Source organism: Mariniradius saccharolyticus AK6, from assembly GCF_000330725.2.
Classification (GTDB): Bacteria; Bacteroidota; Bacteroidia; order Cytophagales; family Cyclobacteriaceae; genus Mariniradius; species Mariniradius saccharolyticus.
Genome location: NZ_AMZY02000012.1, coordinates 1 through 13,512 on the forward strand (window position 1 = coordinate 1; position 13,512 = coordinate 13,512).

Sequence of the window (13,512 nt, forward strand, 5' to 3'; positions counted from 1 at the left end):
GAAGGCAGTTACGATGCGGTGGGCGATGTATTGAACTATACCGTTACAGTCACCAACACGGGCAACGTGACTTTGTCGAATGTTGTCGTGGTTGATCCTTTGACAGGTTTGAACCAGACTATTCCAAGTTTGGCTCCGACGGCTTCGCAAAGCTTCAATACTTCTTATACCATCGTCCAGTCTGATCTGGACAGCGGTTCGGTCGCAAATACTGCGTCCGCTTCTTCCGGTTCGGTATCCGTTTCAGACCAGATAACCGTCAACGCGGTGCAATCACCTGCATTGGGTATCCAGAAAACAGTCGCAGAGGGCAGTTACAGTGTGGTAGGCGATGTATTGAACTACACCGTCACCGTCACCAACACGGGCAATATAACCCTGTCCAACGTCGTGGTCGTCGATCCGCTGACCGGCCTCAACCAGACCATCGCTTCGCTCGCCCCAACGGCTTCGCAGAGCTTCAATACTTCTTATACCATCGTCCAGTCTGATCTGGACAACGGTTCCGTCGCCAACACCGCTTCGGCTTCTTCAGGGTCGGTAAGCGTTTCCGACCAGGTGGTCGTGAATGCGGTACAGTCCCCTGCATTAGGTATCCAGAAAACAGTCGCAGAGGGCAGTTACAGTGCGGTAGGCGATGTGTTGAACTACACCGTCACTGTCACCAACACGGGCAATACAACACTCTCCAACGTCGTGGTCGTTGATCCTTTGACCGGCCTCAACCAGACCATCGCTTCGCTGGCCCCAACGGCTTCGCAGAGCTTCAACACCACTTACTCAATCGTCCAGTCTGACTTGGACAACGGTTCGGTGGCAAATACCGCTTCCGCGTCAAGCGGCTCGGTAAGCGTCTCCGACCAGGTAACCGTCAATGCAGTACAGTCCCCGGCTTTGGGTATCCAGAAAACAGCCGCAGAGGGCAGCTTCGACGCTGTGGGAGACGTGTTGAATTATACTATTGTGGTGACCAACACGGGCAACGTGACCTTGTCGAATGTTGTCGTGGTTGATCCTTTGACAGGACTCAACCAGACCATCGCTTCGCTGGCTCCAACGGCTTCGCAGAACTTCAATACTTCCTACGTTGTGACACAAGCCGACCTCGACAAAGGAGAGATACTCAACATCGCGACTGCATCCACGCTGACCATAGCCGTCAAGGATGAGGTATTGACAATCGCCAATTCAATGCCAGCCATCGAAGTGACCAAAACCGCAGATTTGACCAGCTTCTCACAAATTGGACAGATAATTACCTATACCATCATTGTCAAAAATGCAGGCAACGTCACCCTTGGAAATGTAATTGTATCGGATCCATTGACAGGCTTTGAAGACATCATCGAGATTTTGGCCCCAGGTCAAAGCGTCACATTCCAGACCAAGTACCAAGTGACTGCAGCGGATTTGGAAAAAGGAAGCATCGTCAACGTGGTCAACGCATTCAGTAAATCTCCAAAAGATGACCAAATTGATGGGTCCGATTCCGTGACCGTAGGCAGCACATTCACCCCAATCATCGCAGTCGATGATGACCTTGGCGAATATCCAGTAGACTTCGGCGGAGTTTTGGGCAACATCCTTGGCAATGACTTGTTGAACAACAAGCCTGTAGACTGGAAAGATGTCAACTTCGAATTCAGCGAATTGGCGGGAGTAGTCGGTCTATTGATCAATGAAAACGGCGAACTCAGTCTCGTTCCAGGCCTTAATCCTCCAGGTGAATATGTGCTCAAATACATTCTGAGAGAGGCACTCAATCCTGCGAACCAAGATGAAGCTACAGTCACTTTCAAACTTCTCGTCAATGATGTTGACCTCGCAGTCAGCAAAACCTCCAAAGGCGTGGAAATCTTCGAAGGGGATGAATTCGACTACGAAATTCTTGTCCAAAATGTCGGAGAAACCGATGCAACCAACGTCCTTGTAGTAGACGAGCTTCCTTCGCAGGTGACCTACTTGAGCTCGAGCTTCGAGCCAAGCCTACCCAATCTCTCCGCCAAAGTAAGCGTGTCAGGATCCAAAGTCACCTATACCATTGATCAACTTCCGGCCAAATCCTCGATCCTTATCAGGATGCGCGTCAGGGCAAATGCGATCGATAGCGACAAGGCGCAGTCAATCACCAATGTGGCAAGGGTTTCCTCTGAAGAAGACGACTTGAATCCTTCGGACAACCAAGACACTGACGTGAACCAGATCAATCCATTCTTTATTCCAAACGTGATCACGCCAAGCGGTAACGGCATGAACGACAAGTTTGAAATCAAGGGCATCAACAAGTTTGTCAGCACCGAGATCGTCATCTTCAACCGAAACGGCGACCATGTCTACGAAATGAAGAATTATCAAAATGACTGGACCGCTGAAGGTCTTGTGGCAGGCACTTACTTCTATGTCTTGAAAGCTACGGACCGTCAAGGTAAGGAGCATGAATACAAAGGCTGGATCCAGGTCATCAAGTAACATTTAATTTAATTCAATTCCACCCTCATATATCAATCAATATGAAAGGACTTATCAAATTAACTCTTCCAATCGTCTTCGCTTGCATGGCAGTGGTATCGGCTCAAGCCCAAAACCGTCAATTGAAATATGCGGACAAACAGTTCGTGCTCGAGAATTACGCCCACGCGGGGGAAATGTACGGCGAAGCCTACGCAGCCAAGCCGAAATACCTGACAGCCCGTCAGGCGGCACTTTCCTTCCAAAATGTGCATGACTATGAAAACAGCTTCAAATGGTGGGAAAAAACCATTTCCCATGAGGAGGCAAGCAAGGAGGATTATTCCAATTACCTGTCTGCGGCGATGAAAATCGACCAAGACAAATCCATTGAAGACTTGTTGGAGGGAAGCCCCTACAACGAGTTTGATTTTCCGGAAATCAACTTTCCCGTAATCCGGGAACTTCAGAAAAAGGAAGCAAGGGTGAAGTTGACCCCGGTTCAAGAGCTAAATTCGGATGGTTCGGATTATGGATTGGTAGAGAGCAAATCCGGTGTGCGGTACTTCACGAGCGATCGTGGTTCAGAGAACCCCTCCCTCAAGCCCTCGATCCGTTTGGATGCGAAAAACAATCTATTTTCCGAGGAAAAAAACGACTTCAATGATCGGCCTTATTTCGGGATATTTCGTGCAGATGACCAAGGAAACATTCAATCCTTCAATTCGGATGTGACGGCAGGCATGCAGTTTTCTGATCCAAGTCTCATGGAATCCAAGGGTTTGGTTTTTTACACCCTTTTCCGCGATATCAAGAAGATCAAGAAAAAGCGGGAGTTTGACGTAAATCCTGAGATCTACTTTGGGAAAATCGATGCGGAAGGAAACATCAGTGAAAGCAAACCTTTTCCACTCAACAAGACCATTTCCCATGGCGTGATGACCCCTTTTGTGGATGAGGCGTCCAAACGCATTTACTTCGCTTCGGATATGGCTGGCGGCAATGGCGGCTATGATCTGTATTATGTCACCTACGACGATGACTTGAACTTTGGTCAACCCGTAAATTTGGGCCCGGATATCAACACTGCCAAGAATGAAAGCCATCCTTTCAAACTGGCTGATCGGTTGTACTTTTCATCCAAAGGCCATCCTGGCTTGGGAGGAATGGACATTTTCACCGCCATCGAAAACGGCTCGAGTTATTCCCAAATCGAGAACATGGGTATCCCGTTCAACTCTGTTCGTGACGATTTCGCCTTTACGGTGACGGAAAAAGGAAAAAGATACCTTTCCTCCGACAGACAGGGAGGCATGGGAATGGACGACATTTACCTGATCGAGGACCTGAACAAAAAACTGATAGCAAAAGTCATCGATTGTGATGGCAATCTGATCACCGCGGATTTCGAGAGCAGGCTCCAAAACAAGAACAATAACGCCACCATCGGCATTGAAAGGATTGCTAGCGGCGCTATTTCGGCTGATTTGGACCTGGATACCAATTTCAAACTCGAAATCCACAAAAAGGGCCATTTCTCCATCCTTGACGATCAGCTATCAACCATCGGATTTGAAGGAGATACCCTCTACCGGGAATACAAGCTTTTCCCTATCCCCTACCGTACGCCTGTATATGTCGACATCGTTTACTATGACCTGGACAAATCAGCGATCCGGAAAGATGCCGAACCTGTCCTCGACAAGATCGCCAACTTGATGGCAGAATATGACTTCCTCGATTTGGTGGTCAATTCCCATACCGACTCCCGTGCATCCAATACATACAACGAAGCGCTCAGCAACCGGAGGGCAGACGCCGTCAGGGAGTATCTTGCCACCTTCGAAATCCCGGGAAACCGGGTGAAACTGGAATGGTTTGGGGAAGAAAAACGAGTCAACGACTGTGGGGATGGCGTACCTTGTCCGGAAACGGAGCACCAACTCAACCGCCGCAGCGAATTGGTGTTGGAAGCGTTTTCTGACCCGACAAAGGACTACAAGTTGCCAAGTCAATTTATCGGCAGGGATATCTGCGATCCCGCGGACATCTTCACCGTGCTCAATGAGGAAATCAACTCCTTGCCGACCATTTATTTTGATTTTGACAAAGCGGACTTAAGACCGATCCACAAAAAAGAACTCGAGCGGGTAAACCTTATGATGCAACGGATTCCAAGTTTGGATCTCCTTCTCCAAGGGCACACAGACCAGCGAGGTTCCGACGACTACAACATGAAACTTTCCGAGCGCAGAGCAAAAGCTGTGGAAGACTATCTCAGCAAGCGTGGTTTGGAAAAAAGACGTATCGTCTCCGAATGGATTGGGGAATCCAAGCCTGTAAACGACTGTGCCAACGGAGATTGCAGCGAGCAGAAGCACCAAGAAAACCGCCGGACAGAACTGAAGCTTCAGAAGGAGAAGAAATAGAGACAGGAGACAAAAGACTTGAGACTCAAGAAACAAGACAAGGAAAGTGAAAAAGATATGCACTGAGCCTTTGGAAAAGTATAATTCGATGAAAAAACCAGAATCAATGAAATCACCCAAGTCCTTAAAAGCATTTTTTTAGTTTTTGATTGAAGAGTTAAATACCGAAAAGAGTCTCCTTTTGGGGGACTTTTTTCCCCCTTTTTTCCACGCACATCGGGCTCCCAACCAGGACAAGTGGAATGCTCTTCACAGATGCTTTGCAAAAAACGACCGAAAGAAACTGCGCCAAGGCGCTACGACACATTTTTTAAACTTTTGATTGAAGAGTTAAATACCGAAAAGAGTCTCCCCTTGGGAGACTTTTTTTTTTGGCGGTATCCTTATTCACGACGTGAACCCAACCTTGGGATCCAAAGCATTGCCTTACATCATCATTTTGCAAAAAATGTCCACCCAATCGCAACCAATCAGAACATTGACTATCTGCTGCCAATCTAAGTGAAGGGCTTTGGAAAGTAGGGCAAACATTTTTTCATTAAATTCAAAACCAATTCATAGGACCTTGGTGTTAAGACCCTATAATTTTGTCACTATTTTAAACTATAATCCAAACTAACATGAAAAGAAAAGCCACTGCCGTATGGCAAGGAACCGGAAAAGAAGGAAATGGCCACCTGTCCACCCAATCCGGCGTACTTGAAAAAACCCAATATTCCTACCTGTCCAGATTTGAGCAAGGTGTTGGAACAAACCCCGAGGAGTTGATCGCCGCTGCCCATGCGGGATGCTTTGCCATGAAGCTAAGTTTTGTGTTGACGGGCGCTGGTTTCGCTCCGGAAGAATTGCATGTGGATGGCGTGGTCACCTTGGCAGACGGAAAAATCCAGGAATCCAAATTGATCTTGAAAGCAAAAGTTGCTGGAATCGACGCGGAAAAGTTCGCTGAATGTGTAAAAGATGCCGAGCTGAACTGCCCAATTTCCAAATCTTTGGACACGAATATTGTCGTGGAGTTCAGCCTCAATTAAAAACAAAGGACATATACTGCCCTCCTCTTCAAGTGTATGGGGAGGGCTATTTTTTTGCCACCATGGGAAATGAAACCAACTTGGCGATCACGACTGCGGGGTATAGAATACCTAAGGCCGACAAAAACACAGAAAGCATTTTGGTCGGCATATTGATCGGAAAAATATCCCCAAAGCCTACCGTGGTGATGCAAACCAAGCTGTAGTACATGTAGTGGACGTAATCTTTTTCATTTCCGCCAAACTCAACAGAGCCACCAATCGACTGACCGTGCGTGAGTTGGATGATTTCAAAACCCATCGCCCCAACCAATGCCACCAATAAATAGACGTTTACTGCACCGACAACACGGTACAGATTGACCTGATCATCCCGAAATAATAAACGAAAGTTTATGATGACAAATACCAGGAGATTACCGAGGATTACGATCCGTTCCAAGAGGTAGAACTCGTAGGGATTGTTGCCAAAACGGATCAATTTCAACACAATATGGATCGACAAGAGTGAGATCGAAAAAACCAAAAAAACTCTCTCCCTAGATGAAAACACACCTACGAAGAAGAGTAGTACAAACATCATATTGAGAAACACGGTACTTTCCTGTTCGTTGTCGATCATGACGGGCAATAGAAAAACCGTTGCAAACAGCATCAGAAACAAGGAAAGAAAGCTTGCATCCGAAATCCAGTAATTCTTCGCTTTTTTGAGAAAATCAGTCATGGGTGATCTATTTTCAAGTTTGAATCCTATAGCTCAACGGGAAAATATATTGGCCCGAAAAATCCTGTTGAACTTTTTACCAGCCACAATCAAAAATACGATATTGTAGCAAACGTTGGAGAAAAGCCACTACGAGTATTTTGGCGGTTGATTCGGTGCTGCAATTTGATTAGGGTACTTTTCACAATCAGGCAACTCTTCCGATCGAGAATTCAAAAAACAACGATTCAAATGGGGGTTAAAATTTGATTGCAAACAACCAATTGTTTTGTTAAGAAAGGTTGATCAAAAAAGTATTTGTATCCATTGATCAGCTTCACATCAATTTTAAAGCGATTTCTTGATATTATTAGGCCGTCAAACCAACTGTAGTACTAAAAAAGCCTATGAGTATTTCTTCCGAAAATATATTGTTAATCGGTTCGGTCCTGTTGCTAATCAGTATACTGGTGGGCAAAACATCCTATAAATTTGGGGTGCCGACATTGATTTTCTTTTTGGGAGTAGGGATGTTGGCTGGATCTGATGGTTTGGGGATACAGTTTGACAACTCGGCCGCGGCACAGTTTGTCGGGATCGTTTCCCTCAATTTCATCCTATTTTCAGGAGGCCTTGATACCAACTGGCATTCAATCAAGCCCGTCCTGGCCCAAGGCATCACACTTTCGACCTTGGGTGTTTTGATCACCGCATTTTCCTTGGGGATTTTCTTTTGGTGGATTTCAGACTTTACGATCTATGAGAGTCTGCTTTTGGGATCCATCGTTTCTTCGACGGATGCGGCGGCCGTCTTTTCGGTCTTACGTTCCAAGAGTCTGGCACTCAAGTATAAACTGCGATCTACGCTTGAACTTGAGAGCGGGAGTAACGACCCGATGGCCTATGTACTTACGATTGCATTCCTAGGGTTGGTGGTGAATCCAGAAATGTCCTACGGCAGTTTGGTTTTAGTCTTTTTCAGACAGATGATACTTGGTGGGGTTTTGGGTCTTGGCTTCGGTTGGATCAGCAAGTACTCGATCAACAAAATCAATCTGGACTTTGAAGGGCTATATCCTGTTCTCGTGATTGCCCTGATGTTCATCACCTTTTCCTTTACGGATTTTATGGGAGGCAATGGTTTTTTGGCAGTCTACCTGTGCGCGGTATATCTCGGCAACCAGGAACTCATTCACAAGCGTACGATTCTCAAACTATATGACGGGATTGCTTGGTTGATGCAGATCGTGTTGTTCTTGACCCTTGGCCTGCTTGTCAATCCGACAGATATGATTCCTTATGTGGGCTTAGGATTGGCGGCCTCTCTGTTTCTGATCTTTCTTGCACGGCCGATTGCGGTTTTTATTTCCCTCATCCCTTTCAAGATGAAGGCTCGCAGGCGCTGGTATATCTCTTGGGTGGGTCTACGGGGCGCGGTGCCGATTGTTTTTGCCACCTATCCGCTGATTGCAGGTATCGACAAAGCCCATGCGATCTTCAATCTCGTGTTTTTCATTTCCGTGACCTCGGTGGTATTGCAGGGGACGACCCTGACAAAAATGGCCGACTGGCTTCGGGTCCTCCTCCCTTCCTCCGCCAAACCAAAATCCGTGATAGACTCATTCCTCAATGAGACAGCAAAGACAAAACTGATCGAAGTGCTCGTAGAGCCGACAAATGAAATCGTTGGGAAAAAAATTCTGGACCTTGGGTTTCCAAAAAATGCCAGTATTGCCATGATCAAGCGAAGAGACCAATACTTGACTGCGCAGGGCAACACTGTTATCGAACAAAATGATCAGCTCGTGGTTTTGGCAGAGGATGACGATGCGCTAAAGGATGTATACAATGCCCTCAAGACAAGTCCCGATTCCTTTGAAGAATAGCGTCACGTCGATTCGATTTGTACCAAACCAAAAAATAATTCTGTGAGTAAAACCAAACCAACGTAGGAACAGAATGAAAACCTCCTCCTGGATTTCTCTTTTTCGGGTTTAAAATTTGGAAATTGTACCCTTCCCTACCTTATTTTAACAAAAAATAAAAACTATGTATATCGGAATAAAACATCTGCACTCTGGCCTTGCCTATCTGGCTTTGGTGGCTTTGGTGATTGTGATCATTTATGCCTTGGTCGGTTCATTGAGCAACAGGGAGTTTACCGAAAAGGACAGAAAATTCGCCCTTATAGCCTTTATCCTTTCCCACGTACAGCTCTTGGTCGGCTTGGTCCTCTATTTCGTAAGTCCCGTGGGCATCAGCCTCCTGTCGGGAGAAGCGATGAAAGATCCTGTCGCCAGATTGACTACTTTGGAACATCCCCTGATCAACATTTTGGCGATCGTGTTCATTACCCTAGGATACACAAGGGCTAAGAAATCTGAGCTCAGTCGTGCCAAATTCAGGTCCATTTACATGATGTATGCTATCGGCTTGGTGCTGATTTTGTCCAGGATTCCTTGGAGCAATTGGTTGGGATGAGTGGATGGCGAATACGGGAAGTTGGGAAGATAGGATGCTGGGAAGCCGGGAAGTACCGATACTCGTCCAACTGTTAGAATAGAAGTAGAGATTGAATACCAAAAAAGAGAGACCGGGCTATACCCGGTTTTTTTATTTCAGCTTGGGGTTGTTGTGGTGGCGGTCCTTGTCGCGAATATTTTTCTTCTCAAAATTCTTGTGCATAGCCTCTGTCAAATCCACACCGGTCTGGTTGGCAAGGCAAATCAAGACCCAAAGCACGTCGGCCATTTCATCCGCCAAGTCCCGATTTTTATCCGATTCCTTGAATGATTGTTCGCCATATTTTCGCGCCATGATACGCGCGAGTTCACCGACTTCTTCCATCAGGATGGCCGTATTGGTGAGTTCGTTGAAATAGCGCACACCGACGGTTTTGATCCATTGGTCGACCAATTGCTGTGCTTCGGAAAGGGTGATATCGGACATGGAAACAGATTTAAATGAATGATACCAAAGGTAAATGATATTATCGCTCTGGAAAATCCCTTATTTGGTTTCAGGCAATTCCTTTCCTAATGAATTGAACACAGCAAATCGCCATTCTCGGAATTTTTTCCTTACTTGGATCCCAAATCCAATTCCTATGCGTGCCCCTACCCTTTTGCTTTTTGCTTTATTGTTTTTGGGATTAAATGAACGGGTCTCTTCACAAACCAAACAGCCGATAGGCCTGATTGAAACACCGCTCGGCAACATCTATATCCAGCTTTCTGATGAAACGCCAAAACATAAGGCAAGCTTCATCCAACTTGCCGAGGCAGGCTATTGGGATTCGCTGACCTTCAACCGCGTCATTCCCAATTTTGTGGCGCAAGGTGGTTGCCCGGATACGGAGGAGGGCTTCAATGATCCAGAATATTTGCTTGAACCGGAATTTCACCCCAATCTCAAGCATCGGTACGGCGCTGTGGGTGCCGGTAGAGATAACAACCCCGGCAAGGTGTCGGCCCGCTGCCAATTTTATATCGTGCAAAACAAAAACGGAATCCCAAGGCTAGATGGGGATTACACGATTTTTGGACATGTCATCAAAGGCATGGATATCGTGGACCGTATTGTTGCCGTGGACCGGGATGCCAAGGATGAACCGATTTCGCCCGTGACTCTGAAGGTCAAAATCCTCCACCTGAGTGCCGAGGAGTTGAAAGCCATTATTGGATCTATCTAAAGGCAAGTCTTCAAGATGAATCAGCACCAAAAGAAACTATGGTTGAAATCCGCCAAAATCCTTGGAATCGGACTGGGCGGCTTGTTGCTGCTGATGGCTATTTTCCCCATATTTTTTAAGCAAAAAGCCAAAAGCCAAGTCGAAGCATTGCTCAATGAGCAACTGGTTTCAGAGATTAGATTTGGCAGTTTCGACCTGACATTTTTCAGGCATTTTCCCACGCTGACGGTTTCGCTGGACGATGTGTGGCTGCAATCTGCCCCGGGATTTGAGCAGGACACCTTACTCTTTGCCAAAGACCTTTCTTTTGGGGTAAACCTAATGTCGCTTTTCCAAAACCAAATCAGCATCAAAAGTGTACGATTGGTGGATGCCCAAATCAATATCCTACGGGACACCAAAGGCCATGCGAACTTTGATGTCTTTCGCTCGACACCTGCCGATACGGTTGAGACTGAAAGCGGGGCTGGACCCAACATTCAAATCCAAAACATCCGGCTGCAATCCTGCAGGTTGGTATATGAGGACACGGATCTTGGACTTTCTGTGCTTGCTGACGGCTTGGACTACTCGGGAAGCGGCAATTTGCAAGCCTCCATTTTTGACCTTTCGAGTGAGATCGGCATCAGGGATTTTGGATTGGAATACGATGATGTTCGGTACTTTTCCAGAAATCAGGTGAAGGCCAACCTCCTGACAAAGATCAACACCGAGTCTACCGCCATCACTTTTGAGCGCAACCAATTGGTCATCAATGAGCTACCCGTAGACTTTGTAGGAAAATTGGAGTTCATCACGGGCGGCTATGACATGAACTTTGTCCTGGAATCGGTAGACGTGGATTTCCGAGACATGCTCTCGCTCGTGCCGGAAGCGTACTCAGCTTGGCTGTCGAATTTGAAGATCCAAGGCAGGGGCGAACTGAGGGCTTCCCTGCAGGGGCTTTACATGGCCGAAGACAACCTAATGCCGAGTATCCTTGCGAGCATGCTAATCAACCGGGGAAAAATCAGCCATTCCAGGGCAGCAGTGCCATTGGAAGAACTTCACGTGGAGATGGATTTGACAATCCCCAGTTTGGATATGATGAAAACGGAAGTTTCCTTGGACAGTATCCATTTCAAACTTGGTGAAGGATTCCTCAATGGCCACTATCATATCAGGGGCTTGGACCCTGCCGAAATGTCCGGTCTGATCAATGCCAAGGTGGATTTGGAACTTTTGGATCAGGCCTTGGACATACAGCCATATGACCTGAAAGGACTGATGACTTGGAATGTCAACGTGGACGGCGTTTATGCGACCAAGCCGGTAGAGGGCTCTTTTCGCAAACCAAAATACAAGACTTCCAGTGTCCCAAAGTTTACCATTGAATCAAGTCTCAATTCAGGCTTCCTGCATTGGATATCCATGCCCGAGGCCCTTCGTGATATTTCCTATCAATTAAAGCTTCAAAGTCCCGACAGTATTCCTGACCATATGGTGGGAAGTATCGAGAATCTTCGGTTCAGGATGCTCGACAATTTTGCCGAAGGCTACCTGAAAGTAAATTCGATCATCAACCCACAGATCGACGCGAAATTGGATGCAAGTATCAACCTCAGCGAAATAGTGCGCTTCTATCCCTTGGATAGTGGTTTTGTGCTTGGCGGCCAATTGGATGTGGGATTGACAGCGAAAGGTGCCTATGATGAAGCCAAGATGACTTTTCCCGTAGCAAAGGCGAATTTCAAACTTAAAGATGGATTGTTGAGGACTCCCTATGCGCCAGAGGCGATCGAGGATGCGTCCTTGTCCTTGGACATCCTTAGTGAAAAAGGTACCTTCGAAGATGCGACTTTTGATCTCCAGCCTATCTCATTCAGCTTTGCGGGAAGTCCGTTTACACTGACGGCCAATCTTTCCAACTTGGAAGATATACGATATGAGGTGGTTTCCAAAGGAAGGATCGATCTGGGGAAACTCTACCGCACCTTTGGGGTCGAAGGATATGATCTGTCGGGGTATATCCTCACAGATCTAGAGATGAAAGGCCAGCAATCCGATGCCATGGCAGGCCGATTTGGACGGCTGGACAACAAAGGCACCGTGGTAATGGAAAATATCCAATTGCGGCCCGATTGGGTACCCCATCCGGTCCAAGTGGTGACGGGTAGACTCCGGGTGGATGCAGATCGGCTTTACCTGGAGGATTTTGAGGCAAAATACCTCGAAAACTCGCTCCAAGCATCGGGCTACCTGTATGGACTGATAGCCTACGCAACGGAATCGGACCGCCCACTATCTGGAAAATTGGACATCAAAAGCCCGAGAATATTGGTCAACGACTTTATGTTTTTTGCCGAATACGGCAGTGATTCCACCAACGCGACTGACAGTATTTCGCAGGCTGCGGGCGTGGTGATGATGCCTTCCGGGGTGGATTTTCAAATGAATGCCGCTGTTGGGGAAGTCATTTGGGACGATCTCAAATTGGAAAAATTCAAGGGGAACCTATCGGTGAAGGATACGAAACTCGTCATGGACAACACAACCTTTGAGCTCATTGGCGCGCAATTCCTGATGGATGGTGATTATCAAGCCTTTTCGCCGTGGGAGGCAGGCTTTTCCTACCGGATCAAGGCCAGTGGATTTGATATACAGCGGGCCTACCAAGAAATCAGTCTTTTCAGGGAAATGGCATCCGCGGCAGCCTATGCCTCGGGAAAGGCATCTCTAGACTACAAACTATCCGGAAAACTTGACGCCAGCATGTATCCTGTCATGCCATCGATCCAAGGGGAAGGTGTACTTGGCTTGGACGATATCCGCCTGAAGGGATTTAAGCTCATGAACACCATCGCCAAGGATACCGACAATGCCGAACTTCGGGACCCCAGCCTTTCCAACGTCCAGATCAAGACTAAAATCTCCAACAATCTCATGACCATCGACCGGACAAGGATGCGAATTGCCGGATTCAGGCCAAGATTTGAAGGACAGGTCAGCCTCGATGGAGACATGAGCATCGCCTTTAGGTTGGGGCTTCCACCCTTAGGCATCTTTGGAATTCCGATCAAAATCACCGGCAACGCCGAGAATCCCATCATCGAGGTTGGAAAAATCACGGAGGAGGATCAATTGGAAGAAACCGCTGGACCTACCGGCGAAAACCAATAATCAAAATGCCCAGATAATTTTCGCGGAGGAGTTGGATTGAGGCGATTTTTG

General features: G+C 47.0%; 9 protein-coding genes. 7 read left to right on the plus strand and 2 right to left on the minus strand.

Annotation, left to right across the window (positions count from 1 at the left end):
* From C943_RS12615 to C943_RS12630, 3 genes are all read left to right on the plus strand, one after another.
* Nucleotides 1–2,469 (plus strand): DUF7507 domain-containing protein (locus C943_RS12615; RefSeq protein ID WP_081610482.1); only part of this gene is annotated, 2,469 nt, incomplete at its 5' end.
* An 86-nt stretch (nucleotides 2,470–2,555) separates the two neighbouring features.
* On the plus strand, nucleotides 2,556–4,877 hold the full coding sequence (locus tag C943_RS12620; RefSeq protein ID WP_008628379.1) for an OmpA family protein: 2,322 nt from the start codon (nucleotides 2,556–2,558) through the stop codon (nucleotides 4,875–4,877).
* Nucleotides 4,878–5,497: 620 nt separating this feature from the next.
* Nucleotides 5,498–5,908: an OsmC family peroxiredoxin gene (locus tag C943_RS12630; RefSeq protein WP_008628381.1), complete on the plus strand. Its 411-nt coding sequence runs from the start codon at nucleotides 5,498–5,500 to the stop codon at nucleotides 5,906–5,908.
* 46 nt (nucleotides 5,909–5,954) lie between these two features.
* On the opposite strand, the gene C943_RS12635 is transcribed toward C943_RS12630, so the two are convergent.
* On the minus strand, nucleotides 5,955–6,632 hold the full coding sequence (locus C943_RS12635; RefSeq protein ID WP_008628383.1) for a potassium channel family protein: 678 nt from the start codon (nucleotides 6,630–6,632) through the stop codon (nucleotides 5,955–5,957).
* A 386-nt stretch (nucleotides 6,633–7,018) separates the two neighbouring features.
* On the opposite strand from C943_RS12635, the gene C943_RS12640 reads away from it, so the two are divergent.
* Complete coding sequence (locus tag C943_RS12640) at nucleotides 7,019–8,497, plus strand: potassium/proton antiporter (RefSeq protein WP_008628385.1); 1,479 nt, start codon at nucleotides 7,019–7,021, stop codon at nucleotides 8,495–8,497.
* A gap of 163 nt (nucleotides 8,498–8,660) precedes the next feature.
* Nucleotides 8,661–9,092: a hypothetical protein gene (locus tag C943_RS12645; RefSeq protein ID WP_008628387.1), complete on the plus strand. Its 432-nt coding sequence runs from the start codon at nucleotides 8,661–8,663 to the stop codon at nucleotides 9,090–9,092.
* A gap of 132 nt (nucleotides 9,093–9,224) precedes the next feature.
* On the opposite strand, the gene C943_RS12650 is transcribed toward C943_RS12645, so the two are convergent.
* Nucleotides 9,225–9,560, minus strand: coding sequence for a nucleotide pyrophosphohydrolase (locus C943_RS12650; protein WP_008628389.1), 336 nt, complete (start codon nucleotides 9,558–9,560; stop codon nucleotides 9,225–9,227).
* Between the two features lie 157 nt (nucleotides 9,561–9,717).
* Between C943_RS12650 and C943_RS12655 the strand changes: the two genes are divergently transcribed.
* Together C943_RS12655 and C943_RS21480 are read left to right on the plus strand one after the other, a co-directional pair.
* Nucleotides 9,718–10,302 carry a peptidylprolyl isomerase gene (locus C943_RS12655; RefSeq protein WP_008628391.1) on the plus strand — a complete coding sequence of 195 codons (585 nt, stop codon included), beginning with the start codon at nucleotides 9,718–9,720 and terminating at the stop codon, nucleotides 10,300–10,302.
* A gap of 15 nt (nucleotides 10,303–10,317) precedes the next feature.
* On the plus strand, nucleotides 10,318–13,461 hold the full coding sequence (locus C943_RS21480; protein ID WP_008628392.1) for an AsmA family protein: 3,144 nt from the start codon (nucleotides 10,318–10,320) through the stop codon (nucleotides 13,459–13,461).
* Nucleotides 13,462–13,512 lie beyond the last annotated feature (51 nt).